At 73.7% G+C, this 26605-nt stretch carries 19 protein-coding genes; 13 read left to right on the forward strand and 6 right to left on the reverse strand.

Annotated elements, in window-relative coordinates:
• Positions 1-301: 301 nt before the first annotated feature.
• From AB852_RS19660 to AB852_RS19670, 3 genes are all read left to right on the forward strand, one after another.
• On the forward strand, positions 302-1558 hold the full coding sequence (locus AB852_RS19660) for a sensor histidine kinase (protein ID WP_073790126.1): 1257 nt from the start codon (positions 302-304) through the stop codon (positions 1556-1558).
• Positions 1555-2226, forward strand: a complete 672-nt coding sequence (locus AB852_RS19665) for a response regulator transcription factor (RefSeq protein ID WP_073790526.1) — start codon at positions 1555-1557, stop codon at positions 2224-2226. Before AB852_RS19660 ends, AB852_RS19665 begins: the two co-directional genes overlap by 4 nt.
• A 98-nt stretch (positions 2227-2324) precedes the next feature.
• Complete coding sequence (locus AB852_RS19670; RefSeq protein ID WP_073790129.1) at positions 2325-3512, forward strand: cytochrome P450 family protein; 1188 nt, start codon at positions 2325-2327, stop codon at positions 3510-3512.
• A gap of 530 nt (positions 3513-4042) precedes the next feature.
• On the opposite strand, the gene AB852_RS19675 is transcribed toward AB852_RS19670, so the two are convergent.
• The gene (locus AB852_RS19675; RefSeq protein ID WP_073790131.1) at positions 4043-5047 is read right to left on the reverse strand and encodes a Gfo/Idh/MocA family protein; all 1005 of its coding nucleotides are present in this window, start codon (positions 5045-5047) and stop codon (positions 4043-4045) included.
• A gap of 101 nt (positions 5048-5148) precedes the next feature.
• On the opposite strand from AB852_RS19675, the gene AB852_RS19680 reads away from it, so the two are divergent.
• From AB852_RS19680 to AB852_RS19725, 9 genes are all read left to right on the forward strand, one after another.
• Positions 5149-5913, forward strand: coding sequence for a GntR family transcriptional regulator (locus AB852_RS19680; protein ID WP_073790133.1), 765 nt, complete (start codon positions 5149-5151; stop codon positions 5911-5913).
• A 445-nt stretch (positions 5914-6358) separates the two neighbouring features.
• The gene (locus tag AB852_RS19685) at positions 6359-7312 is read left to right on the forward strand and encodes a sugar ABC transporter substrate-binding protein (RefSeq protein WP_107499295.1); all 954 of its coding nucleotides are present in this window, start codon (positions 6359-6361) and stop codon (positions 7310-7312) included.
• A complete protein-coding gene (locus tag AB852_RS19690; protein ID WP_073790137.1) occupies positions 7309-8370 on the forward strand; it encodes an ABC transporter permease in 1062 nt (353 codons plus the stop codon). Before AB852_RS19685 ends, AB852_RS19690 begins: the two co-directional genes overlap by 4 nt.
• Positions 8367-9176, forward strand: coding sequence for an ATP-binding cassette domain-containing protein (locus tag AB852_RS19695; RefSeq protein WP_073790139.1), 810 nt, complete (start codon positions 8367-8369; stop codon positions 9174-9176). The genes AB852_RS19690 and AB852_RS19695 overlap by 4 nt, the downstream gene beginning before the upstream one ends.
• A gap of 874 nt (positions 9177-10050) precedes the next feature.
• On the forward strand, positions 10051-11193 hold the full coding sequence (locus AB852_RS19705) for an ROK family glucokinase (protein WP_073790143.1): 1143 nt from the start codon (positions 10051-10053) through the stop codon (positions 11191-11193).
• Between the two features lie 5 nt (positions 11194-11198).
• Positions 11199-11774 (forward strand): sugar kinase, encoded by a 576-nt coding sequence (locus tag AB852_RS19710; protein WP_073790145.1) that lies wholly within the window; start codon positions 11199-11201, stop codon positions 11772-11774.
• A 94-nt stretch (positions 11775-11868) separates the two neighbouring features.
• Complete coding sequence (locus AB852_RS19715) at positions 11869-14808, forward strand: DEAD/DEAH box helicase (RefSeq protein ID WP_073790147.1); 2940 nt, start codon at positions 11869-11871, stop codon at positions 14806-14808.
• Positions 14805-17129, forward strand: a complete 2325-nt coding sequence (locus AB852_RS19720; protein WP_245876840.1) for an SWIM zinc finger family protein — start codon at positions 14805-14807, stop codon at positions 17127-17129. Before AB852_RS19715 ends, AB852_RS19720 begins: the two co-directional genes overlap by 4 nt.
• Before the next feature lie 665 nt (positions 17130-17794).
• On the forward strand, positions 17795-19069 hold the full coding sequence (locus AB852_RS19725) for a sulfite oxidase (RefSeq protein ID WP_079184773.1): 1275 nt from the start codon (positions 17795-17797) through the stop codon (positions 19067-19069).
• Between the two features lie 114 nt (positions 19070-19183).
• Here AB852_RS19725 and AB852_RS19730 read toward each other — a convergent pair whose 3' ends face one another.
• From AB852_RS19730 to AB852_RS19740, 3 genes are all read right to left on the reverse strand, one after another.
• Entirely contained in the window at positions 19184-20344 is a 1161-nt protein-coding gene (locus AB852_RS19730) for a type III polyketide synthase (RefSeq protein WP_073790530.1), read from the reverse strand.
• Positions 20345-20349: 5 nt separating this feature from the next.
• A complete protein-coding gene (locus AB852_RS19735; RefSeq protein WP_143201259.1) occupies positions 20350-20718 on the reverse strand; it encodes a hypothetical protein in 369 nt (122 codons plus the stop codon).
• 127 nt (positions 20719-20845) lie between these two features.
• On the reverse strand, positions 20846-21301 hold the full coding sequence (locus AB852_RS19740) for a nuclear transport factor 2 family protein (RefSeq protein WP_073790154.1): 456 nt from the start codon (positions 21299-21301) through the stop codon (positions 20846-20848).
• Between the two features lie 217 nt (positions 21302-21518).
• On the opposite strand from AB852_RS19740, the gene AB852_RS19745 reads away from it, so the two are divergent.
• A complete protein-coding gene (locus tag AB852_RS19745) occupies positions 21519-24728 on the forward strand; it encodes an ATP-binding protein (protein WP_073790156.1) in 3210 nt (1069 codons plus the stop codon).
• Here the strand turns inward: AB852_RS19745 and AB852_RS19750 are convergent.
• Both AB852_RS19750 and AB852_RS19755 read right to left on the reverse strand, forming a co-directional pair.
• Complete coding sequence (locus AB852_RS19750; RefSeq protein ID WP_073790158.1) at positions 24646-25437, reverse strand: ABC transporter permease; 792 nt, start codon at positions 25435-25437, stop codon at positions 24646-24648. The genes AB852_RS19745 and AB852_RS19750 overlap by 83 nt on opposite strands.
• Positions 25434-26450, reverse strand: a complete 1017-nt coding sequence (locus AB852_RS19755) for an ATP-binding cassette domain-containing protein (RefSeq protein WP_073790160.1) — start codon at positions 26448-26450, stop codon at positions 25434-25436. Before AB852_RS19755 ends, AB852_RS19750 begins: the two co-directional genes overlap by 4 nt.
• Between the last annotated feature and the right edge of the window lie 155 nt (positions 26451-26605).

The raw sequence follows: 26605 nt of genomic DNA on the forward strand, positions 1-26605 counted from the left end.
GGAACATCCCACTCCGCCGGGTGCAAGTTCGCCTCCCAAGGGCCCGTCGCGAGGGCCCGGCGGCGGGAGATCCGGTACAGGAGCTTCAGCGCACGGCCCCGGAAGCAGCCCAGGCGGGACGCACGTCACCGTCCGCATCGGCCGTACGTACCCCGGACGCCGGCCGCCAGGAACGCGTACCGCGGCCGAAGTCGGCGTCCCCGGCCCGGCGGGTCGGCCGAAGGTCTCCACCTGGCGGACTTTGGTCGCCAGCCCGCCCTTATGACAGGAACACGCCGCGAACCTGCGTAGATTGCCGACCATGAGTGGGGAACAGCCGACCGCGCCGGCGCAGCCGGGACCCGTGTACCGCTTCCGCTGGCTGCTGCCGTCCGCGGTGGCGGCGGAGCTGTACCCCGGGCGGAGCGACGGCAGACGGCCCCGCCGCACCCTGCGTGACTGGGCCGTCGACTTCTGCTGCTTCCTGCTCGCCGTCATCGTCGGACTGATGGCGGGGGAGACCCTGCCGGACGAAACGAACCTCCCCCCGGCGATGGTCGCCGTGGACCAGGTGATCGGCGCGCTGGCCTGCGGCGCCCTCTGGCTGCGCAGGCGCTGGCCGGTCGGTCTCGCCGTGGTGCTGCTCCTGCTGGGCCCGCTGTCCTCCACCTCCGGCGGAGCCGCGCTGATCGCCTACTTCTCCCTGGCCGTGCACCGGCCCTTCAAATACGTCGCCTGGATCTGCGGGGCCAACCTCCTCGCCGTGCCCTTCTACTTCTGGATGCGGCCCGACCCCGAGGTGTCGTTCGGCCTGGCCGTCGCGTTCACCATGATCCTGACGGCGACCGCCGTCGGCTGGGGCCTGTTCGTCCGCTCCCACCGCGAACTGCTGCTGTCGCTGCGCGACCGCGCCCGGCGCGCCGAGACCGAGGCGGAACTCCGCGCCGAACAGGCCCAGCGGCTCGCCCGCGAGTCCATCGCCCGCGAGATGCACGACGTACTCGCCCACCGGCTGACCCTGCTCAGCGTCCACGCGGGCGCCCTGGAGTTCCGCCCCGGCGCCCCCGAGAACGAGATCGCCCGGGCCGCCGGGGTCATCCGGGAGAGCTCCCACGAGGCGCTCCAGGACCTGCGCGAGATCATCGGGGTGCTGCGCGCCGGTGAGGGCGAGGAATCAGGCCGTCCGCAACCGACCCTGGCCGCGCTCGACGTACTCGTCGCCGAGTCCCGCGCGGCGGGCGCCGACATCCTCCTCGACAACCAGGTCACCGACCCGGGCACGGTCCCCGCCTCCGTGGGCCGCACCGCCTACCGCATCGCCCAGGAGGGCCTCACCAACGCCCGCAAACACGCACCCGGCGCCGAGGTCCACGTCGAGGTCCACGGCCGCCCCGGCCGGGGACTCACCCTCACCCTGCGCAACTCACCGCCCCCCGGGGACGTCCCCGCGGTGCCCGGCTCCGGCCAGGGCCTCATCGGACTCACCGAACGCGCCACCCTCGCCGGCGGCCGTATCGAGCACGGCCCCGCCACCGGCGGAGGCTTCCGGATCACCGCCTGGCTACCGTGGCCCTCATGACTGTGACCAAGGTCCTCCTCGTCGACGACGATCCGCTGGTACGCGCCGGGCTCTCCCTGATGCTCGGCGGCGCCGAGGACATCGAGATCGTCGGTGAGGCGGGCGACGGCTCCGAGGTCGCGGACCTCGTCGACCGGCTCGCCCCCGACGTCGTCCTGATGGACCTCCGGATGCCGGTCATGGACGGCCTCACCGCCACCGAACTCCTGCGCGCCCGGGACCACGCGCCCGAGGTCATCGTCCTGACCACCTTCCACGCCGACGAACAGGTCCTGCGGGCGCTGCGCGCGGGCGCCGCCGGATTCGTCCTCAAGGACACCCGGCCCGCCGAGATCGTCGACGCGGTCCGCCGGGTCGCCACCGGGGTGCCCGTGCTGTCCCCGACGGTCACCCGGCAGCTCATCGGCCGGGTCGCGGGCGTCGACCCGCGCCAGGACCGGCTGCGCCGCGCCCGGGCCCGGCTCACGGCGCTCGGCGAACGCGAACGGGAGGTCGCGGTCGCGGTGGGCCACGGCCGCTCCAACGCCGACATCGCCGCCCAGCTCTATATGAGCGTCGCCACGGTCAAGACCCATGTCTCACGCATCCTCGCCAAGCTCGACCTCAACAACCGTGTCCAGATCGCGCTGCTGGCCCATGACGCGGGCTGGCTCGACGGCGAGGAGTGACCCTCCGGCCCGGTCCCGGCCCGCTGACCTCCGGGTGAGATTCTCACCAGGACGCGTGCACGGGTCCGGCCGGGCGCGCGGGGCCGGAGGGAGCGGACATGACGACCGAGGTGATCGATCTGGCGGCGTACGGCGCGGAGTTCCGCGACGACCCGTACCCCGTCTACGCGCGACTGCGGGCCCGTGGTCCCGTGCACCGGGTGCGGCTGCCGCCGCCCGCCTACTCCGAGGAGGTGTGGCTCGTCGTCGGGTACGACGAGGCGCGCTCGCTGCTCGCGGACCCCCGGCTGTTCAAGGACTACACCCGCGCGGACGGTTTCGCCTTCGACAACCATCTGATGGGGCGGCACATGCTCGTCGCCGACCCGCCCGACCACACCCGGCTGCGCCGGCTCGTCACCCGGGAGTTCACCGCCCGCCGGGTCGAGGCCCTGGTCCCGCGCGTCCGGCGGATCACCGGTGACCTCCTCGACGCGATGGTCCCGCTCGGCCGGGCCGACCTGGTCGAGTCGTTCGCGTTCCCGCTGCCGATGACCGTCATCTGCGAACTCCTCGGGGTACCGGCCATGGACCGGGCCGCCTTCCGCCGGATGTCCAACGGGATCGTCGCCCCGGCGGGCCGCGCCGAGGCGCAGCGGAGCGTGGCCGAACTCGGGACCTATCTGGACGAGCTGATCGCCGACAAACGCGCCGGCGGAGCCGCGGAGGATCTGCTGTCCGCGCTCATCCGTACGGAGGCCGAGGACGGCGACCGGCTCTCCGGTGACGAACTGCGTGCCATGGCCTTCCTGTTACTCGTCGCGGGACACGAGACCACGGTCCATCTGATCGCCAACGCGGTCGTCGCGCTGCTCTCCCACCCCGGGCAGCTCGCCGCCCTCCGTGCAGACATGGGCCTGCTCGACGGCGCGGTCGAGGAGACCCTGCGCTACGACGGGCCCGTCGAGGCCAGCACGTACCGCTTCGCCGCGGAGGACTTCGAGGTGGGTGGGGTGACCGTGCGGGCCGGTGACTCCGTGCTCGTCGGGCTCGGCGCGGCGGGGCGCGACCCGGGGCGGTTCGGGGGGCCCGACCGCTTCGACATCCGCCGGGCCGGGCGGGGGCATCTCGCGTTCGGGCACGGCATTCATCACTGTCTCGGGGCGCCGCTGGCCCGGGTGGAGGCGCGGGTCGCACTCCGGGGCCTCCTGGAACGCTGTCCCCGCCTCGCCCTCGACGGCCCCCCGGGCCCCTGGACCCCCGGCATCCTCATCCGAGGCCCCCGCAGTGTGCCCCTCCGGTGGTGAGGGTCGCCTTCGCTTGCGCTTCGTAGGTCTGTCCGGGTGGGCGCGCTTGTTCCTGTGCTGTCGTTCGTGGGTTTTGCGCAGTTCCCCGCGGGTCGCCTTCGCTTGCGCTTCGTAGGTCTGTCCGGGTGGGCGCGCTTGTTCCTGTGCCGTCGTTCGGTGGTTTCGCGCAGTTCCCCGCGCCCCTTTGGGGCGCCATCTGTCGGTTCTTCGGGTCGGGGCCGGTCGGGATTCTCCGTCCTCGATCCGACACGCTCGGTCGGACGTCCCCCTTGCTCTGCTGAAGAGCATCGGAGTCTGCGGGCAGAGATTCCCGCCCACCCCCTTCGGCAGCCATGCGACTGCGCGAGGAGGAGGGTGAAGAACAGCCTCAGGGGGCGCCCCAAAGGGGCGCGGGGAACTGCGCAAAGACGAGGGCGGACCCGCACCCGAAGAACAACAGACCGGGGCAGCATCCAGGGGCGCGGGGAACTGCGCACCTCCGTCCGACCCGTACCGGGACATGTGCGCCCAGCCGGACAGCCCGCGAAGGGTCACTCCGGGGCGATCTCCTCGACCCGGACCCCCCTCCGTTCGCGTCGCGACACCTCACACGCCTCCGCGACCCGCAAGGCCTGCAACGCCTCGTTGCCCCCGCACGGATTCTCCCGCTCCCCCCGCACCACCGCCACGAACGCCGCCAGCTCCGCCTCGTACGCGGGGGCGAACCGTTCCAGGAACCCGGTCCACGGCTTGTCCGCGGCCCGCGGCCCCGCCGGTTCCGTGGACGCGATCGGTGTCCGGTCGTCGAGTCCTACCGCGACCTGGTCCGTCTCCCCGGCCAGCTCCATCCGTACGTCGTACCCCGCCCCGTTCAGACGGGTCGCCGTCGCGGTCGCGAGGGTCCCGTCGTCCAGGGTGAGCAGCGCCGCCGCGGTGTCCACGTCGCCCGCCTCGCGGAACATCGCGGGCCCGGCGTCGGACCCCACCGCGTGGACGTCGACGATCTCCCGGCCGGTGACCCAGCGCAGGATGTCGAAGTCGTGCACCAGGCAGTCCCGGAAGAGGCCCCCGGACAGCGGCAGGTACCCGGCCGGCGGGGGCGCCGGGTCCGAGGTCATCGCCCGTACGGTGTGCAGGCGGCCGAGCCGCCCGCTGCGCACGGCCTCCCGGGCCGCGGTGTACCCCGCGTCGAAGCGCCGCTGGAAGCCCATCTGGAGCACGGTCCCCGCGCGCTCCACCTCCCGCAGCGCGGCCATCGTGCCGGGCAGGTCGACGGCGATGGGCTTCTCGCAGAACACCGGCAGCCCGGACCGCGCGGCCCGGCCGATCAGCTCGGCGTGCGCGGAGGTGGCGGTGGTGATCACGACCGCGTCCACTCCCCAGGTGAAGATCTCGTCCACCCCGGGCGCGACGGTCGCCCCGACCCGTTCGGCGAGCGCGTGCGCCCGTGCGGTGTCGGCGTCGGTGACGACGAGGGAACCGACCTCGCGGTTGCGGCAGAGGGAGGCCGCGTGGAACGTACCGATGCGGCCCGTCCCGATGAGTCCGATGCGCATGGGTACAAGCTGACGGGGCGCACGCCCCCTGTCAATGGTTTGTCCGGACAATCGAACCTGATGGGTTCACGCGCCCGGACGTGACGGCTACGCTCGCCCCCGTGCCCACACCAGAAGCCGATCCCGTCCGTCCGCTCCAGCTCGGCGTCGACCGGGGCAGCCCGGTCCCGCTGTACTTCCAGCTCGCCCAGCAGCTCGAAGCGGCGATCGAGGACGGGACGCTCACCCCGGGCAGCCTGCTCGGCAACGAGATCGACCTGGCGGGCCGCCTCGGCCTGTCCCGGCCGACCGTCCGCCAGGCCATCCAGTCGCTGGTGGACAAGGGACTGCTGGTGCGCCGCCGGGGGGTCGGCACCCAGGTGGTGCACAGCCAGGTCAAACGCCCGCTGGAGCTGAGCAGCCTGTACGACGACCTGGAGACGGCCGGTCAGCGTCCGTCGACCCGGGTGCTCGCCCGGGATCTGGTCCCCGCGTCCGCCGAGGTCGCCGCGGCCCTCGGGGTCGCCGAGGGCGCCGAGGTGCAGCGGCTGGAACGGCTGCGGCTGGCGCACGGCGAACCCATGGCGTACCTCCGCAACCATCTGCCGGTCGGACTGCTGGCCCTGGAGGAGGACCGGCTGGAGGCCACCGGGCTGTACCGGCTGATGCGGGCCGCGGGGATCACGCTGCACAGCGCCCGGCAGTCCGTGGGCGCCCGCGCCGCCGACGGGCCGGAGGGCGAACAGCTCGACGAGTCCGAGGGCGCGCCGCTGCTGACCATGCGCCGCACCACCTTCGACGACACCGGCCGCCCCGTGGAACACGGCTCCCATCTGTACCGCGCGTCCCGCTACTCCTTCGAGTTCCAGCTCCTCGTACGCCCCTGAGGCGGCGTCGGCACGGCATCACGCCTACCTCGTAAGAATGTTCTGACAAACCCATTGACGGGGTCCGGCCCCACCACTAGAACTCCCCTCAGCCGCATCCGGGCGGCCGGGGAGAAGAGGTGGACCCACCATGCGTACCGACCGCACGGCAGCAGGTCCGGCGGAACCCCGCGCCGTGACGGCACGCGGCGGCTCCCGCGGCGAGGGCGCCGGGGCGAATCCGCCGGGCGTGCCGCGCCCGGCGAAGCGCACCGCGCGGCACCCGATGACCACCCGCGCCCTGCCGGTGGCCGATACTGGAGCGTTCGAGGTCGCAAAGTCGACCCCCGGGGCCGGTCGGCCGGTCCCGGCGCACCGGGGAGTACGGCAAGAAGGGCACGGGGTCGTGGCAAAGGCACGGACAGGGGTACGCGCGGTGGGAGCCGTGCTGGTGGTGGCGCTCGGGATGACCCTCGCCGGATGCAGCAGCACGGGCGGCAAGCGCGCCGAGGACGCCCGGAAGGCCGCCGCCTCCCAGGGGAAGTCCACGGTCAGCACCCCCCGCTGGACGTTCGCCATGGTGACGCACTCCGGTGACGGCGACACCTTCTGGGACATCGTCCAGAACGGCGCCCGGGAGGCCGCCGCCAAGGACAACATCAACTTCGTGTACTCGCATCACGACGAGGCCCAGCAGCAGGCCCAGCTGGTCGACGCGGCGATCGACAAGGAGGTCGACGGGATCATCGTCACCCTCGCCAAGCCCGCCGCGATGAAGTCCGCCCTGGAACGCGCCCGCAAGGCCGGTATCCCCGTGATCACCGTGAACTCGGGCTCCGCGGAGTCCAAGGAGTTCGGCGCCCTCACCCATATCGGCCAGGACGAGACCGTCGCGGGCGAGGCCGTCGGCACCGAGCTCAACGAGCGCGGGCGCCGCAGCGCCGTCTGCGTCCTGCACGAGCAGGGCAACGTCGGCCACGAGCAGCGCTGCGCCGGGGCGAAGAAGACGTTCGAGGGCCGGATGACCAATCTGTATGTGGACGGCACCAACATGCCCGACGTCCAGGCCTCGATCGTCTCCAAGCTCCAGGCCGACCGGGACATCGACGCCGTCGTCACCCTCGGCGCGCCCTTCGCGGACACCGCCGTCAAGGCCAAGCAGGACGCGGGCAGCAAGGCGGAGATCGACACCTTCGACCTGAACGAGAAGGTCGCCGCCGGGCTGAAGAGCGGTGATCTGGGCTTCGCCGTCGACCAGCAGCCCTACCTCCAGGGGTACGAGGCCGTCGACCTGCTGTGGCTCTTCAAGTACAACGCCGATGTGCTCGGCGGCGGCAAGCCCGTCCTGACCGGCCCGCAGATCGTCACCAAGGACCAGGCCGCCGAGCTGGAGGACTACACGAAGCGGGGGACCCGATGAGCGCGACCGCCCCCGCCGCGCCCGCCCCGGGCGGCGCCGGGCCCGACGAACGCCTCGGGCGGACCTCACCGCTGCGCAGGCTGATGGGCCGCCCCGAGCTGGGGTCCGTCGTCGGCGCCCTCGCGGTGTTCCTGTTCTTCGCGGTCGTCGCGGACAGCTTCCTGCGCGCCGCGAGCCTGAGCACCGTGCTGTACGCGGCCTCCACCATCGGCATCATGGCGGTGCCCGTCGCGCTGCTGATGATCGGCGGGGAGTTCGACCTGTCCGCCGGGGTCATGGTCACCAGCTCCGCACTGGTGTCCTCGATGTTCAGCTACCAGATGACCGCGAACGTCTGGGTCGGGGTCGGGGTGTCCCTGCTGGTGACCCTCGCGATCGGGGTGTTCAACGGCTTCATGCTGACCCGGACCGGACTGCCCAGCTTCATCATCACGCTGGGCACGTTCCTGATGCTGACCGGGCTGAACCTCGGCTTCACCAAGCTGATCAGCGGCACGGTCTCCACCAAGTCGATCGCCGACATGGAGGGCTTCGCCTCCGCGAAGAGCGTCTTCGCCTCGACCCTCACCCTCGGCGGCGTCAACTTCAAGATCACGATCCTCTGGTGGTTCGCCCTGGTCGGCGTCGCCACCTGGCTCCTGCTGCGCACCCGCGCCGGGAACTGGATCTTCGCGGTCGGCGGCGGCAAGGACGCGGCCCGCGCGGTCGGCGTACCGGTCGCCCGGACGAAGATCGGCCTCTACATGGGCGTCGCGTTCGGCGCGTGGGTCGCCGGACAGCATCTGCTGTTCTCGTTCGACGTCGTCCAGTCCGGCGAGGGCGTCGGCAACGAACTCATCTACATCATCGCCGCCGTCATCGGCGGCTGCCTGATCACCGGCGGGTACGGCTCCGCCATCGGCTCGGCGGTCGGCGCCCTCATCTTCGGCATGACCAGCAAGGGCATCGTCTTCGCCGAGTGGAACCCCGACTGGTTCAAGTTCTTCCTGGGAGCGATGCTCCTCCTGGCGACCCTGCTGAACGCCTGGGTCCGCAAGCGCGCGGAGGCCACGACATGACCCCTGAAGCCGCCCCGTCCGACGGCCCGGCCCCCGGCGCCCCCCTGGTCCGGCTGGACGACGTCAGCAAGCACTACGGCAACATCCGGGCCCTCGAAAGGGTCTCCCTGGAGGTGCACGCCGGTGAGATCACCTGTGTGCTCGGGGACAACGGCGCGGGCAAGTCCACCCTGATCAAGATCATCGCGGGGCTGCACCAGCACGACGCGGGCACCCTGAGCATCGAGGGCGAGGAGACCCGTCTCGCCTCCCCGCGCGAAGCGCTCGACAAGGGCATCGCCACGGTCTACCAGGACCTCGCGGTGGTGCCCCTGATGCCGGTGTGGCGCAACTTCTTCCTCGGCTCCGAACCGACGAAGGGGGCCGGCCCCTTCCGGCGGCTCGACACCGAACTGATGCGGTCCACCACCCGCGCGGAGCTGCTGCGCATGGGCATCGACCTGCGGGACGTCGACCAGCCCATCGGCACGCTCTCCGGCGGTGAGCGGCAGTGCGTGGCCATCGCGCGGGCCGTGCACTTCGGGGCGAGGGTACTGGTGCTGGACGAGCCGACCGCCGCGCTCGGCGTGAAGCAGTCCGGGGTCGTCCTCAAGTACGTCGCCGCGGCGCGGGACGCCGGGCTGGGTGTGGTCCTCATCACGCACAACCCGCACCACGCGTATCTCGTGGGGGACCGGTTCGTGCTGCTGAAGCGGGGCGCGATGTCGGGCAGCCACACGCGGGACGGGATCACCCTCGACGAGCTCACCCGCCAGATGGCGGGCGGCAGCGAACTGGACGATCTGCGTCACGAGCTCCAGCGGTAACGCCTTCGCTTGCGCTTCTGGGTCTGTCCGGCTGGACGGACTCCGTTCCTGTGCCGTCGTTCGTCGGGTGCGCAGTTCCCCGCAGGTCGCCTTCGCTTGCGCTTCCGAGGTCCGTCCGGCTGAACGCGCTTGTCCCTGCGCCGTCGCTCGGTGGGTGCGCAGTTCCCCGCGCCCCTGGGTACTCGGTGCTGGGCGCACTTGTCCCTGTACAGGTTGTCCGGGGGTGCGCAGTTCCTCGCGCCCCTGGGTACTCGGTGCTGGGCGCACTTGTCCCTGTACAGGTTGTCCGGGGGTGCGCAGTTCCTCGCGCCCCTGGGTACTCGGTGCTGGGCGAATTTGTTCCTGTGCCGTCGCCCGCCGTTTTCGCGCAGTTCCCCGCGCCCCTGAGGTTCCACCCCTGGGCGTATCTGTTCCCGTGCGGGTTGTCCGTGGATGCGCAGTTCCCCGCGCCCCTTTGGGGGTGCCCGCCTGGGGGTGTTCTCAGTCTGCGCGTGGTCGGCGTCGGCCGGGGGGCGGGGTTGGACCCTCCTCCTCGTGCAGTCGCAGGGCTGCGGGAGGGGGTGGGCGGGAATCTCTGCTCGCAGACTCCGATGCTCTTCAGTAGGACCACACGTACGTCGTACCGAGCGTGTCGGATCGAGGACGGAGAATCCCGACCGGCCCCGACCCGAAGAACAAACAGAACGCGCCCCAAAGGGGCGCGGGGAACTGCGCACCCCCGAAGTACCCGCACGGGAACAGGTACGCCCAGGTATGGAACCCCAGGGGCGCGAGGAACGGCGCAGGGACAAGCGCGTCCAGCCGGACGGACCTGAGAAGCGCAAGCGAAGGCGTCACGTGCGGCCCCCCGCCTCCGTGAGGCAGAATCGGCCTGATGAGCACCTACCGCGACCTAGCGCACCGCGGCACCGCGCGGGCCACCGTCCTGCGCACCGTCGGCACCCGCGAACGCCGCTCCCTGCTGACGGCACCCCGTGTCCCGACCGTCGGTATCGACATCGGCGGCACCAAGGTGATGGCGGGCGTCGTGGACGCGGACGGCAACATCCTGGAGAAGCTGCGCACGGAGACCCCGGACAAGTCCAAGAGCCCCAAGGTCGTCGAGGACACCATCGTCGAACTGGTGCTGGACCTCTCCGACCGGCACGACGTCCACGCCGTCGGTATCGGCGCCGCGGGCTGGGTCGACGCCGACCGCAACCGCATCCTGTTCGCCCCCCACCTGTCCTGGCGCAACGAACCCCTCCGGGACCGGATCTCCAGCAGGCTCGCGGTCCCTGTGATGGTCGACAACGACGCGAACACCGCCGCCTGGGCCGAGTGGCGCTTCGGCGCCGGCCGCGGCGAGGACCACCTCGTCATGATCACCCTCGGTACCGGCATCGGCGGCGCCATCCTGGAGGACGGCCAGGTCAAGCGCGGCAAGTACGGTGTGGCCGGCGAGTTCGGCCATATGCAGGTCGTCCCCGGCGGACACCGCTGCGCGTGCGGAAACCGGGGCTGCTGGGAGCAGTACAGCTCCGGCAACGCCCTGGTGCGCGAGGCCCGCGAACTGGCCACCGCCGACTCCCCGGTCGCGTACAACATCATCGAACGCGTCAACGGCAACGTCTCCGACATCACCGGCCCGCTGATCACCGAGCTGGCCCGTGAGGGCGACGCCATGTGCGTCGAGCTGCTCCAGGACATCGGGCAGTGGCTCGGCGTCGGTATCGCCAATCTGGCCGCCGCCCTCGACCCGTCCTGCTTCGTCATCGGCGGTGGTGTCAGCGCCGCCGACGACCTGCTCATCGGCCCGGCCCGGGACGCCTTCCGCCGCCATCTGACGGGCCGCGGCTACCGTCCCGAGGCCCGTATCGCGCGCGCCCAGCTCGGCCCCGAGGCGGGTATGGTCGGCGCCGCCGACCTCTCACGGCTGGTGGCCCGCCGCTTCCGCCGCGCGAACCGCCGCAGGGTCGAGCGCTACGAACGCTACGAGCGGTACGCCGAGGCGCGGCGGACGGCCCAGGGGACCTGAGCCCCATGCCTAGCGTCCCCCACCAGGCCCCCCCACCCGACGAGGAACCCCGCCCCGAGGCCCGGGGCCGGATGATCCGCCGGCGGGCCCTGACGCTGCTCATCATCGGGCTGCTCATCGGTGTACCCGCCGGGTATCTGGTGATCTCCGCCAACCAGAGCCGCGACAGCGGCCGTGACAAGGCCGCCAAGTACTCGGCGACAGGACTCACCGAGGGCTGGCCCTCCCGGGTCCAGCGGCGGGTGTACGACGTGTCGATCCCCCCGTACTCCAGTGATGTCGCGCACTACGAGACGAACAACTGGAAGACCAGCAGGCTCTACGTGCAGTTCCTCACGAGCAACGAGGGCCTCGACCGGTTCCTCGGCGAGCTCGGTTTCAGCAGTGACGCCCTGCGCAGGGACGACCTCACCATCGGGGTGCGCGACCGGGGCGTCGTCGGCTGGGACTTCACCGGAGACGGCCCCTGGTGGGGCCTGAGCCGGGAGCAGAAGGACCCCATGCCCTCCCAGGATGTCGTCGTGAACTGGTCGAACCCCGATCATCCGATGGTGTACATGGTTTCCGCGACCACGCCGTAGCGGCGCCGCCCGGCCGCCGGAGCCGATTGTCAGACCCCGCCCGTAGAGTCGAAGACGTCCGATTCGACCAGGGGCCGGGGAGGTGACCGTCCGTATGAGCGCCACACGTCTGAGTGCTCTCTTCCTGCCCGCCGACCTCCCGCGCGAGGGCCGTGTCGCCTTCTGGGACCCGGCGGGTGACCCGCTGCCCCCGGCCGTCCCCGGCGCCGAACCCGGGACCGCGGAGCACGGCGAGCTGACGGTGGTGCGCCCGCACGGCCCCGGCGTCCGCAGCGTCACCGTGCCGGTGCTGTACGTCTCCCTGGAGGACGCGCTGCCCCTGCTGGTGGCGGCCCGCGGCGACGCGCACGCGCCCAGGGCCACCGCCTGCTGGGGCGCCGCCGCGCTCCTCGCGCTGCGCCTGATCGCCCGGGGCCGGATGCTCCCGGGGCTGACCGCCGCCGGGGACGACGCCTGGCGGGCCGGCCCCCTGGAGGCCGCCGACCTCGCGCAGCTGCGCGCCGTCGCCGCCGCCCTGCCCCCCGAGGGATACGCGACACCCCTGCCCGGCCGCACCCCCCTGGAGCTGCCGCAGCCCCAGGCCCTCGTCCGCGCGTTCCTCGACGCCGTCGCGGACACCCTCCCGCGCACCCCGGCCGCCCCGCACGCCCTCGGCGCGCCCTGGGCCGCGCGGGCCCCGCAGCGCGTGCCCCACGCGCGGGACTGGGCGGCCGAGGTCGCGGCGGGCGCCGACGCGGGGGTGCGGATCTCCCTGCGGCTCGACCTCGACGCGTTCCGGGTGTTCGACGGCGTCCCCGACACCCGCAGCGCGGGCGCCGCGATCGTGCAGGTCCACAGCCTGGCCGACCCCGGCCTGGTCGTGGACGCGACGGCCCTGTGGGAGGGTGACGCGCCCGAGGCGTTCGGCCCCCGCGCGCGGGTCGACGCCGCCCTCGCGGTCCGCCGCGCGGCCCGGGTCTGGCCCCCGCTGGAGAGGCTGGGGGAGCAGCACGTCCCCGATGTCCTCGCCCTGTCCGAGGACGAGCTGTCCGATCTGCTGGGCCCCGCCACGGACCGGCTCGCCGCGGCCGGGGTCGCCGTGCACTGGCCCCGTGACCTCGCGCAGGACCTCACCGCCACCGCCGTGGTCCACTCCGCGCCCGGCTCCGCCACCGACGGCTCGCCGTTCTTCGAGAGCGAGCGGCTCCTGAAGTTCAGCTGGCGGCTCGCGCTCGGCGGCGACCCGCTCTCGGAGGCCGAGATGGACCTCCTCGCCGAGACCCACCGCCCCCTGGTCCGGCTGCGGGACCAGTGGGTCCTCGTGGACCCCGCGCTCGTCCGCAAGGCCCGCAAACGCGAGCTGGGTCTCCTCGACCCGGTCGACGCCCTCGCCACGGCCCTCACCGGCACCGCCGAGGTCGACGGCGAGCAGGTCGACGTCGTACCGGTCGGCGCCCTCGCCACCCTCCGGGACCGCCTCACCGCAGGCGTGCCGCCCGTCGACCAGCCGCCCGCCCTGCGCGCCCGGCTGCGCGACTACCAGCTCCACGGGCTCGCCTGGCTCGATCTGATGACCTCGCTCGGCCTCGGCGGCTGCCTCGCCGACGACATGGGCCTCGGCAAGACGGTCACCCTGATCGCCCTCCATCTGCGGCGCGCCCGCCCCGAACCGACACTCGTCGTCTGCCCCGCCTCCCTGCTGGGCAACTGGCAGCGCGAGATCACCCGGTTCGCCCCCGGGGTCCCCGTCCACCGCTTCCACGGCAGCGCCCGTACCCTCACCGCCGAGGGCGAGCTGTCCGGCGGCTTCGTCCTCACCACCTACGGCACCATGCGCTCCGCCGCGCCCCTCCTCGCGGAGCAGCCCTGGGGCATGGTCGTCGCCGACGAGGCGCAGCACGTGAAGAACCCCTGGTCGGCGACCGCCAAGGCACTGCGCACCATCCCCGCGCCCGCGCGCGTCGCGCTCACGGGCACCCCCGTCGAGAACAATCTCTCCGAGCTGTGGGCCCTCCTCGACTGGACCACCCCCGGCCTGCTCGGCCCCCTCAAGTCCTTCCGCGCCCGGCACGCCCGCGCCGTGGAGAACGCCACCAGCGGGACGGTCGCCCTGCGCGCCACCCGCACCCCCGAGGACGGCGACCCGGCCGCCGCGCCACCCGCCCCGGCCGACGCCGACACCGAGGCGGTGGAGCGGCTGGCCCGGCTGATCCGCCCGTTCCTGCTGCGCCGCCGCAAGTCCGACCCCGGGATCGTCCCCGAACTGCCGCCCAAGACGGAGACCGACCACCCCGTCCCGCTCACCCGCGAGCAGGCCGCGCTGTACGAGGCGGTCGTCCGTGAGTCGCTGCTCGCCATCGGGACGTCGGAGGGCATCGCCCGCCGGGGCCTGGTCCTCAAGCTGCTCACCGCCCTCAAGCAGATCTGCGACCACCCCGCGCTGTACCTCAAGGAGGGCGCGCCCGGTCCGGGCGCCGCGCGCGGCACGGCCCGCGAGGCCCTCCCGGCCGGTCTGCGCCTCGCCGGGCGGTCCGGCAAGCTCATCCTGCTGGACGAGCTGCTGGACACCCTGCTCGCGGAGGAGGGCTCGGCGCTGGTCTTCACCCAGTACGCGCGGATGGCCCGGCTGATCGGCGCCCATCTCGCGGCCCGCGCGGTCCCCGCCGAACTGCTGCACGGCGGCACCCCGGTACCCGAGCGGGAGCGTCTGGTCGACCGTTTCCAGGACGGGGCGAACCCGGTCCTGGTCCTCTCCCTCAAGGCGGCGGGCACCGGGCTGAACCTGACCCGCGCGGGCCATGTGATCCACTTCGACCGCTGGTGGAACCCCGCTGTGGAGGAGCAGGCCACGGACCGGGCGTACCGCATCGGCCAGACCCAGCCGGTCCAGGTGCACCGTCTGATCACGGAAGGCACCGTCGAGGACCGCATCGCCGACCTCCTCGCCTCCAAACGCGCCCTGGCGGACGCCGTCCTGGGCTCCGGCGAGGCATCCCTGACGGAACTGAGCAACCGGGATCTGGCTGACCTGGTGTCACTGCGGAGGCCACGATGAGCGCGGCGAAGAGTTCCCGTACCGCACACGCCGACGCCGGGCAGCCGCCGCCCCGCCCCGCGTCCGACGGCCCCTCGGCCCGGCCGTCCGAAGCAGCCAGGCAGGCGCTGTACGCGGCCCGCCGCGCACGGCTGGCCGCCCAGGCGGGCGACCCCCGCTCGCCGGGCACCCCGCCCAGTACCGCGCCCTCGCCCGGTACCCCGGCCATGGCGGACACTTCGACCGCGTCGGACCGCCTGGCAGTGCCCGTATCGGACACCTCCGCCGCGGTGGGCGCGGGCCCCGCGTCGTCGGCCTCGGCCGCCGGGCCCGGTTCGCCCGGGGACGGCGGGGGAGGGGCGGCTGTCACCACGGCGGGCGCGGACGCGTCCACCGAGGTACGGAGTGCGCCCGTGGGTACGGACCCGACCACGGACACCGGTGCGTCCACGGACACCAGTCCGACGGAGGACACCGGTGCGACCACGGGTCCGGCCGGGTCCGGTCGTCCCGAGGGCGACAACATCGCCCGGCCGCCCCGTACCGGTGACGCGCCCTCTACCAAGGACGCGCCCCCGACCGGTGACGCGCTCCGCTCCGGCAGCGGTGACGATCCGGCTCCTCGCCCCGCTACCGCCCCCGCGCGCCCCGGGGACATCGCCCGGGAGGCCCTGCGCGCGGCGCGGGCCCGTACCGCCGCCGACGAGACCCGGGTCCACCCCACCGCGCCCGCGCGCAAAGCACCACGCCACCCACGGCTCCCCGCACCGCCCGCGCCCACCACCGAATCCCTCACCCGCGTGGACCCGCGCGCGGCACGCCCCCTCACCCTCCCGGCCCGGCTGTTCGAAGCGGTGCCCGACCTGGCCGACCTGGCCTTGGCCCACTTGGATGCCGAGCGGGGTCCGCTGCCGCAGCTCCCCCCGTCCCCCCGTCCGGCACCGCCAGGTCCGAAACCGCTCCGTCCGGTATCCGCCGGGAGCGGCCCGAGCCCCCTGGGTGACCTGACCGCCCACGTCATCCCACCCACCCTGTCCCGGGACCTGGACACTCCCGGCCCGGGTACGCCCACCCCGGTCACCCCTCGCCCGGACTCCGCGCCAGCCGAGCCGTCCAGCGGCGCCGGGCCGTCCGCCGACCCGGCTTCCGCCGCCGAGCCGTTCGCCGCCACCTGGTGGGGCAACGCCTGGGTACGGGCCCTGGAGGACGGCGCCTTGGACGCGGGGCGGCTCGGCAGGGGCCGGGAGTACGCGGAGAAGGGCAACGTCGGCTCGGTCAAGGTGATGCCCGGCCGCGTCCTCGCGTACGTCCAGGGCAGTCGTCCCCGCCCGTACCGCACCCAGATCCGGCTGCGCACCCTGACCGACGACGAGTGGGACGCGTTCCTGGACACGGCGGCCGACGAGCCCGGCCGGATCGCCGCGCTGCTCGACCGGGACATGCCGCACTCGCTCGCGGACGGCGAAGTACCGCTGCTTCCCGGCGCCCAGGACCTCGACCCGTCCTGCGGATGCCCCGACCAGGGCCGCCCCTGCAAGCACGCCGCCGCCCTCGCCTACCGCACCGCCAGGCTGCTCGACGAGAACCCGTTCGTCCTGCTGCTCCTGCGCGGCCGTACGGAGGACGACCTGCTGACGGAGCTGTCCCGGCGCAACGCCGCCCGTACCGCGCGCGAGAAGGACACCGCCGCGCCCTTCCCCGGTGTCCGCGCCCGCGCCGCGTTCGCCGCGGAGCCGCCGCCCGCGCTCCCGTCACCCATGCCCGCGCCCCGGCACCCCGAGCAGCCACCGGCGTATCCGTCGGCCCCGGGTGGCCCCGACCCCTTCGCCCTCGACCAGTTGGCGACCGACGCGGCGGCCCGCGCGTACGCCCTGCTCACCACCGGACGGGACCCGCTCGCCGGACTGACGCTGTGGCAGGACGCCGTACGGATCGCCGCCGCCCGCCCCGGCTCCGGTCTCACCGCCGCGTCCCGCGCGCTCTACGCCTCACTGGCGGAGGCCACCGGACGCACGGTCCCCGACCTCGGGCGGGCGGTCGCCGCATGGCGCCAGGGCGGCTCCGAAGGGCTCGCCGTGCTCGAAACCCCCTGGGACCCGCCCGCGGGCCGCTTCGACCTGGCACGCCCCGCCCTCCTCGCGGCGGCCCTCCCCGTCTTCCGCCCCTGGCGCAACCAGCTCACGCACCCCGGTGGCCACGCGCAACTGCGGCTCGGCCGCGATGGCCTGTGGTACGCGTACGAGTCCGAGCCCGGCGAGGACGACTGGTGGCCGCGCGGCACCCCGGACCTGGACCCGGTCGGCGCCCTCACCGGCCTCGCCCTGAACCCCTCGGTCCCGTAGGCCGGGTAGGCCCGTAGGCCGGTCGGCTCCTGCCCGCCGCGCCGCGCCCCGCCGCGCCGCGCCCCGCCGCGCCGCGCCCCGCCGCGCCGCGCCCCGGCCCGCCGCGCCCCGGCCCGCCCCGCCCCGGCCCGCCTTCCTGGCCCTGAGTTCACGGTCCCGCTCCCTCACACACACGGCCGTGCCCCTCGCCCGCGCGTGCCCCTGCCCTGCGACTCCCCGTCGCGTCTTGCGTCACCCGGCTGTCGGGCGGGGCCTGAGCAGCGGAAGGGTCCGCCCCGGTCGCACCTCAACACCCCTGCCAGGAAACGGAATCGGGCCCCGGAGCCGACCGCCTCCGACGTAGCATGAGCGCCATGGCCCTCGCCCACGGTTCCTTCGCCGCCCCGGCCCGCCACACCCGCCCCACGCGCGCCTGTTGTTGACCTCCGCGGCGCTCGTCCACCACCCGGGGCACCCGCCCGTCACCCCGCCCTGGCCGCGTCCCCGCCGCTGAGCCACGGGCCCGGACCGTCACCCGCTCGCACCACGGCTCCATCCGCGTGCACCACGGCTCCACCCCGTCTCAGGCGCTCGCCCCGTACATGGTCTTCGGCCCCGTGCACGGTTTCCGGCCGCCCGGGGCCACCAGTTGTCCCCGCTGTCCGACCCACACCCGAGGGATGCCCATGCCCCGAACGTCCGAGTCCGAGTACGAGTACGACCGCCGCCGGATGCGGCAGTGGTTCGCCGGGGAGGCCCGTGCCGACGGTGTCGACCGGCGTGAACTGCTGCGCCTCGCCGGTGCCTCCGCGGCCCTCGGCGCGCTCCCCACCGTGGCGCAGAGCGTGCTGCCCGGCGCTGCCGCCGTCGCGCACGCGGCGGCCGGTATCGTCAAACCGCTGCCTCCCGAGTGGTTCACCGTCCGGGGCACCAACGCCGAGGCCCGGTTCGACGCGCTGGGCGACACCGGCTACCACACCCCCGCCGAACGGTTCTTCGTCCGCAACCACACCACCACACCGCTCCTGGACGCGGCGACCTGGACGCTGACCGTGTGGGGCGACGGGCTGCGCGGCGAGCCCCTGGTCCTCGGTCTGGACGATCTGCGTGAACTGCCCGCCGTGACGCGCAGCGCCGTCGTCGAGTGCGCGGGCAACGGCCGCAGTCTCTTCGGCACCCAGCAGGGCCGCACCGGTTCCGGGACGGCCTGGACCATGGGCGCGATCGGCGCCGCCCGCTGGCGGGGCGCCCGGCTGTCCGACGTCCTGCGCGCCGCCGGGGTCCGCCGGACCGCGGTGGACGTGATGCCCCGCGGCCTCGACGCGGCGTACACCACCCCCGAGGGCGCCGAACTGGGCCGCGTACGCCGTCCGCTGCCGCTCGGCAAGGCCCTGGACGACGTCATTCTCGCGTACGAGATGAACGGGGAACCGCTGCCGCCCGACCACGGGCACCCGGTACGGGTCGTGGTGCCGAACTGGGTCGGCATCGCGTCCATCAAATGGGTCGGTGACATCGAGGTGTCCGCCACCCCCCTCTACTCACCGTGGAATACGTCCTTCTACCGGCTCTGGGGCGACTCCTATCCACCGGAGGGCAGCGCCCCGCTCACCCGGCAGACCCTGAAGTCGGTGTTCGAACTCCCCTGGAACGCCACGCTGGACGCGGGGCTCCGGCACCGGCTCACCGGACGTTCGTGGTCCGGCGCGGGCGGTGTCGTCCGGGTCGAGACCAGCACCGACGGCGGTGAGCGCTGGCGAGCCGCCCGGCTGCTCGACCCGCCCCGCAGCGCCGGATGGGTCCGCTGGCACACCGACTGGCGGCCCACCGCCCCGGGCCCGGCGACCCTGATGTCCCGCGCCACCGACACCACGGGCCGCACCCAGCCGCCCACGACACCGCACAACATCCAGGGGTATCTGTTCGACGCGATCGTCCGGCACCCCGTCACCGTGCGCTGACCGAGTGCTGGGAGCCGCGCCGCGACCGGCCGCCACGGCGGCCGACGATGCGCTGGGGCCGGGGGCATCGCCCCGGAGCCCACCCCGGGGCAGACCCCCGGCCCCGGCCCGTCCCTATACGACGACCGCCGCACCCCTCGGGGGCTCCTGCTCCCGGGGTGCCGGGAACCCGGCCGCCGCCCCGGTCAGCGCGCCGGCCTCGGCGCTCACCGCGCCGGTCACGGGCGCGGGCACCGACCAGTGGCCGAGGGCGATCTCGGCGGTGATGCCCGGTCCGAACCCGGCCAGCAGGCCGCGCGCGCCGGGCGGCGGGCCGCCCTCGGTGAAGAGCCGGTCCAAGGCGTCGAAGACGACGGCACTGGCGATGTTGCCGCGTTCGGTCAGCGTGGCCCGGCTGTGCCGGAACGTCTCCGGGGGCAGTCCGAGCTGCCGGCCGAGATCGTCGAGGATGCGCGGGCCCCCGGCATGGACCAGATAGAAATCGAGGCCGGTGATGTCCCAGGCGAACGGCGCGGCCATCCGCCGCATCGCCGGGGCCAGCACGGCCATCGTGCCCGGGACCCGTTTGTCGAGCTGGAAGTGGAAGCCGGTGTCGCGTACCGCGTAGGAGATCCAGTCCTCGGTGCCCGGCACCAGATGGGAGCCGTTGTGCTCCAGCCGGATACCGTGACCGCCCTGGCCCCGTACGACGACGGCGGCCATCGCGTCGCCGAACAGCCCGTTGGACAGCAGACTGCCCACGCCGAGGTCGGTCGGCTGATAGAGCAGCGAGCAGAACTCGCAGGCGACGATGAGCACATTGCGGTCCGGGTAGGCGGTCACGAAGTCGTGCGCCCGGTTGACCGCGGCGCCGCCTCCCGCGCAGCCCAGCTGGGAGACGGGCAGCTGCCGGGTGTCGGAGCGGAACCCCATGCCGTTGATCAGATGGGCGGTCATCGACGGCATCATGAACCCGGTGCACGAGACGTACACGATCATGTCGATGTCCGCCGTGCCGAGTCGGGCGTGGGCGAGGGCCCGGTCGATGACCTCCGGCAGTCTGCGCTTGGCCTCCTTCTCGTAGCGGAGGTTGCGTTCCTCGAAGCCGGGGTGGCGCAGGGTCTCCTCCAGCGGTCGCACCAGGTGCCGGGTGCGGACACCGGTGTTGGCGATCAGCCGCAGGGCGAGTTCCAGTTGGGGATGTCCGGCGTGCAGCGTACGGGCGAGGTCGAGGGTCTCCTCGGCGGTGACGACATGCTCGGGGACGGCCACCTCGGGACGGCACAGGGTCGCCATCGCGGTCACCGCCCGACCGGCGGCGTCAGCGGACCGCGCGGGGCCGGGCCGGTGTTCCGGAGCGTCGCCCCGGCCCCGGTCCCGCGCGGCACGGCTCCCCTCGCCCACGTCCGCCGCCGGAGCGGATCGACGGCCTCGCCCCGGGCGGTCGGCACCGGGGTGACGCGGGGGAAGCCGCTGCCGATCAGTGCGGCCCGGCCGAACCGGCCCCTGGCGGCGACCGGTCGGACATCGGCGCGACGGGGCACCGGTCGGCGCGGGCCGGTGTCGCGGGGCACCCCGGCCCGTGCGGCGGGCGCGTCCCGCCGCCGGGAGCTCGTGAACGGTCCAGTCTCCGGTGCCATGTCGTGGCGGAACAAATAGGTCTGACTCACAGACTGATCAAACGACCGGTGATCTGCCTGGTCACGGCGTCGGGCACCACGTGTTCGACGGACGGACGACGGGAAGCGGGTCCGGCGCGACCCCGGGTCCGCCCGCCCCCGCCGACCTGTGGTCCGTTCAGCGGCTCTCCGCCTCGAAGGCCCGGGCGACGGCGAGGCTGTCCTCGTAGACATGGTGCCGGGTCACGAGCCCGTTCTCGACGGTGAGGTGCAGGGCGAACCGCGCGCGGTACGCGCGTCCGGTGGACCGGGCGGTCTGCCGGATCTCGCCGAGGACCACCGCGTTGTCCCCGTCGACGAGGATGCGTTCGATCTCGGTCGCCACCTGCTCCGGCACATGGTGCTCGGCGAGCTCCCGGTAGTGGGCGGCCGCGTCGGCCCGGGTGGACCGGTGACGGATCCATGGAGTGGCGGCACGGCCGTGTTCGTCCTCCGGCCAGGACAGCTTCCAGTCGCCGTGCTCGGCGTACAACTCGGCGATGCGCTCGGGGTCCCCCGCACCGATCCTGTTCAGCAGCTCCACGATCACGGTACGGGTGTTCTCGGCTGCGGCTGCGGTTGCGGCTATGGACATGGCTGACCCCTCCGACCTGACCCGCGCCGGTCGGCGCGGGAGGACCACCCATCCTGCCAGCGGGTACCGCCCGGGACGATCAAGTATTTCGGCCCCGCCCCCGGCTCGCCCCTGCCCGCTGACCCGCGGGCGTCCCACCGTTCGCCGGACCGCCCCCGGCCGCGTCGGTCGTACCGGACGACACCGCCCGCACCGTACCGCTGGCTACTCTGCACAAGTGACCCCCGAGCTGACCCTGCTGTCCCGTGTCTCCTGCCGTGGGCAGGAGATATCCGCGCCGCGGCTGCGCGGGCTGCTGGCGCTGCTCGCCGCCGATCTGCGGGCCGGGTGCGGCACCGGGCGGCTCGTGGAGGGGCTGTGGCCGGACGCCAGGCCGCAGCGGCCGGGCAAGGCGGTCCAGGTGCTGGTGTCCCGGGTGCGGTCGCGCTGGGGCGCCGAGCTGATCGTGAGCACGCCGACGGGATACCGGCTGGCGCTGGACGGGACGCAGGTCGACAGCTCCGCGCTGCTGCTGCGCGCGGCGGCCGGCCTGGCACGGGCCCGCGAGGGCGACCACCCGGGCGCGCTGGAACAGGCGGAGGCGGGCCTGGCCCTCTGGGACGGGACCGTGGCCGAGGGCGCCGGGGAGGAGCCGCACGACCCGGTCGCCGCGCTGCGCGCCGCGCGGGCCGGGACCCACCGCACGCTGGTGCGCACCCGGGCGCTCGCCCTGTCCCGGCTCGGGCGGCGGGAGGAGGCGGCGGGAGCCCTGGCCGCGCTGGCCGGGGAACTGCCGCGCGACGAGGAGGTGCTGGCGGAACTACTGCGCTGCGAGGCGGCCGGATCCGGACCCGCCGCCGCGCTCAGCCGCTACGACAGCTACCGGCGACTGCTGCGGGACGAGCTCGGCACCGACCCCGGGGCCGGGCTCCGTGCCGTGCACCGGGAACTGCTGCGCGCCGGGGCGCCGGTGGTCCGGCACGGCGTACCGCACGAGCCGAACCCGCTGCTCGGCCGGGAGAGCGACATCGCCGCCGTGACCGGACTGCTGCGCACCGCACGGGTCGTCACCGTGGGCGGCCCCGGCGGACTGGGCAAGACCCGGCTCGCGTACGCCGTCGGCCGGGCCGCCGAACAGCGGGTGGTGCACTGCGTACCGCTCGCCGGTGTCACCGCCGACGACGATGTGGCGGGAGAGGTGGCATCGGCGATCGGGGTCGGGGAGAGCCGCCACTTCGCCGGCGCCGGGGATCTCGTCGGCGTCATCGCCAAGGCACTGGGACCGGGCCCCGCACTGCTGGTGCTCGACAACTGCGAGCACGTCGTCCGCGGCGCCGCCGACCTGGTACGGGAACTGGTGTCGCGGACAGCGGAACTGCGGGTGCTCGTCACCAGCCGGGCCCCGCTCGGACTGACCTCGGAATCCCTGTACGCGCTGCCCCAGCTCACCCTCGCCACCTCCGTCGAACTCTTCGGGCAGCGCGCCCGGTCCGCCCGCCCCGACGTGGAGCTGCCGCCCGCCGACGTGGCCGGGCTCTGCCGTCAGCTGGACGGTCTGCCGCTCGCGGTGGAGCTGGCCGCCGCCCGGGTACGGGTGCTGTCCGTGGCGGAGATCGGCCGCAGGCTGCGGGACCGCTTCGCCGTGCTGCGCGGCGGGGCGCGCGACACCCCCGAGCGGCATCGCACCCTGCACGCCGTTGTCGAATGGAGCTGGAACCTGCTGGAGCCCGGGGGACGTGCCGCGCTGCGCGCGCTGTCGGTGTTCCCCGGCGGCTTCACGGAGGAGGCCGCGGAACGGGTGCTCGACGCGGGCGCGGACACGCTTCTCCTGCTGGAGCAGCTCACCGGTCAGTCCCTGCTCAAGGCGGGCGACACCGCCTCCGGGACGCGCTTCCACATCCTGGAGACCGTACGGGAGTTCAGCGCCGCGCAGCGGGCGCGGGCAGGTGACGAGGAAGCCGTCACCGCCGGATTCCTTTTCTGGGCACGGGACTTCGGCCGCGCCCACCACGACGCGCTGTTCAGCGACGATCCCCATCCCGCCTGGGTGCGTATCCGGGCCGAGCAGGACAACCTCGCCCTGGCCCTGCGGCACGCCCTGGCACGCGCCGACGGCCCCGCCACCGCGGCCCTCACGGCGGTGCTCGCCGCGCTGTGGGTCACCGACTCCAGTCACACCCGGCTCGCCGCACTCGCGACCGAGACCGGTGAACCGCTCTCCCGCTTCCGCCCCGCCGCCGAGGACGTCGAGACGGCCCGGAGCGCCGCGGCCCTGTGCGCGGCGGCCCTCTTCATGAGCTACGGACCGCGCGCCACGCGGCAGCTCGTCACCCTGCGCCGCCTTCCGCCCGCCCGGCCGGACACCCTGCTGCGGGCGCTCGCCGTCGTGCTGTCCGCCGCGCCCGAGGTGCGCCCACCGCACTACACGCGGCTGCGGGAGCTGTGCGCCGCGGACGAGCCGCTGGTGGCGGGTCTCGCCGAGTGCGTCGCCGGGTACGTGTGGGAGTACGAGAACGACGTGGACCGGGCGCTGGAATCCGCCCGCCGGACGCTCGCCGCGCTGGGGCGGCTGCGGAATCCGGCGACGCAGATGCTCACCCACGGCCGGATCAGCGAGCTGTGTCTGCGGACCGAGCGCGGCACGGAGGCGTACCACCATCTGCGGGCCGCGCTGCGCGCGTTCGACCGGTTCGAGGGCACGTCCGACGCAGTCGGCGTCCGCTGGGGACTGGTGTCCGCGTGCTTGCAGCGCGGGGACGTGACGGAGGCGGAGCACTGGCTGGAGCTGGCGGCCCTGGAGCGGCAGCCGGAGGCCGGCCTGGACTTCTTCACCCCGGACCTGGCGGCGCGGGCGGAGATCGCGCTGGCCCGCGGCCGGACCGAGGACGGGCTGGGACTGTGGCGGCAGGCCGTGGAACGGACGCTGCGGGAGCGCCCGCCGCGGTCCACCGACCGGTTCGTGGACCTGTGGTCGCTGGAGGTGCGGTCGGCGGCACTGGCCGCGCACGCCCTGCACGGCCGCCCGGAGCTGCTCGACGGTATGGCCGGGCAACTCCGTGAGCGGCTGCGGTCGTTGCCGCCCGACGGGCCGGGAGCCGGTCCCTCGGTGGGTCTTCCGGTGTACGGCACGGTCCTGCTGGCGCTCGGCCTGGCCGGACTGCGCCAGGGCGCCGCCCGCGCCGTACGGCTGATGGCGCTGGCCGAACGGACGCGGGTGCTGCGGGTCTTCCCCACCCTGTCCGCCGCCCGCGCCCGGCAGGCCGTCGACGCCGCCGGACCCGCCGCCGCGGCCGGGTACGCCGACGCGGCGGAGGAGTACGCCGCCCTGACGAACGCGGAACTGCGCGCGGCGGCGCTGCGCGCGATCAGCGCACCGGGTCACGACCGAACCGCGCCTTCGACCAGCGGTGGCCCAGCACGGTCAGGGCCAGGCACCACACCACGGTGAGCCATCCGTTGTGGCCGATCGGGCTGCCGAGGAGCAGCCCGCGCAGGGTCTCGATGGCGGGGGTGAAGGGCTGGTACTCGGCGAACCAGCGGAACCACCCCGGCATCGCCTCCACCGGCACGAACGCGCTGGACAGCAACGGCAGCATCATCAGCGGCAGCCCGTTGTTGCTCGCCCCCTCGGGCGTCGGCGCGGCGAGGCCGAGACCGACGGCGACCCAGGTCAGCGCCAGGGCCACAAGTGTCAGCAGACCGGCCGCCGCGCACCACTCCACCACGGTGGCCTGCGGCCGGAACCCGATCGCGATCCCGATGCCGAGGACCAGGGCCAGGGCGGCCAGCGTCTGCGCCACACTGCCGACGACATGGCCGATCAGTACGGCGGAACGGGAGATCGCCATGGTCCGGAAGCGGGCGATGATGCCCTGGGTCATGTCGACGGAGATCGACACCGCGGTCCCGACCGAGTGCCCGCCGATGGTCATCAGCAGGATGCCGGGCACCAGATAGGCGACGTAGTCCGCGCGGTCGGCGCCGCCGCCCATGATGCCCGCGCTCATCACATCGCCGAAGACATAGACGAAGAGCAGCAGCAGGATGATCGGCGTCAGCAGGACGTTGAGGGTGAGGGAGGGGTAGCGCCGCGCGTGCAGGAGATTGCGGCGCAGCATCGTGGACGAGTCACGCACGGTACGGGACAGGGTGCTCATCGGACGGTCTCCTCGGCGGCGGCAGACACGGCCACGGATGCGGATGCGGATGCGGACGTGGTGGTTCCGGTGGGTCCGGCCGGGTGGCCGGTCAGGGCGAGGAACACGTCGTCGAGGTCGGGGGTGTGCACGGTCAGACCGTCGGCCTCGACACCGGCCGTGTCGAGCCGGTCGAGGACGGCCCGGAGCTCGCGCTGGCTGCCGCCGCTGGGGACGGTCAAGGAGAGCGACTCGTCGTCCCGGGTACCGTCACGCAAGGCTCCGGCCGCCCGTTCGTACGCCGCGGCCCCGTCGAACCGGAGGCGGATGTGCCCGCCCGGGACGAGCCGTTTGAGCTCCTCGGCGGTCCCCTGGGCGACGATCCTGCCGCCGTTGAGCACCGCGATACGGTCGGCGAGCCGGTCGGCCTCCTCCAGGTACTGGGTGGTGAGGAAGACGGTGACGCCCCCGGCGACGAGTTCGCGGATGATGTCCCACATGTTGTGGCGGCTGCGGGGGTCGAGGCCGGTGGTCGGCTCGTCGAGGAAGATGATCCGCGGGCTGCCGACGAGGGTCATGGCGAGATCGAGACGGCGGCGCATCCCGCCGGAGTAGGTGACGGCGGGCTTCCCCGCCGCCCCGGTCAGCTCGAAGCGTGCCAGCAACTCGGCGGTGAACCGGCGGCCCTCATCGCGTGGCAGATGATGCAGATCCGCCATCAGGAGCATGTTCTCCTCACCGGTGATCATGTGGTCCACCGCGGAGAACTGCCCGGTGACGCCGATCGCGGCACGTACCGCGTGGGGGTCGGTGGCGAGGTCGTGCCCGGCCACCCGCAGGGTGCCCGCGTCTGCGGTGACGAGGGTGGAGAGGATCTGCACCGCGGTGGTCTTCCCGGCGCCGTTCGGCCCGAGGAGCGAGAAGACCGTACCCGGGGGGACCCGGAGGTCGACACCGTCGAGGACGGTCGTCCCGCCGTAGGACTTGCGCAACCCGGTGGCCGAGATCGCGAGTTCGTCGGTCGTTGTCGTCATGGGGCAGAGCCTGGGCCCGAGGCGGTTCAGTACGGCTTCAGCACGGTTTCAGCCACCCTGGTGACGGCCGGCCGCCCTGGGTGTGGCGCGGCCTGGTCCGGGCACGCGGTGGACAGGGCGCCGGGTGCCGAACCCCTGGACGGCGAGGCCGGGGT

This window comes from Streptomyces uncialis (assembly GCF_001905345.1).
Taxonomy (GTDB): domain Bacteria; phylum Actinomycetota; class Actinomycetes; order Streptomycetales; family Streptomycetaceae; genus Streptomyces; species Streptomyces uncialis.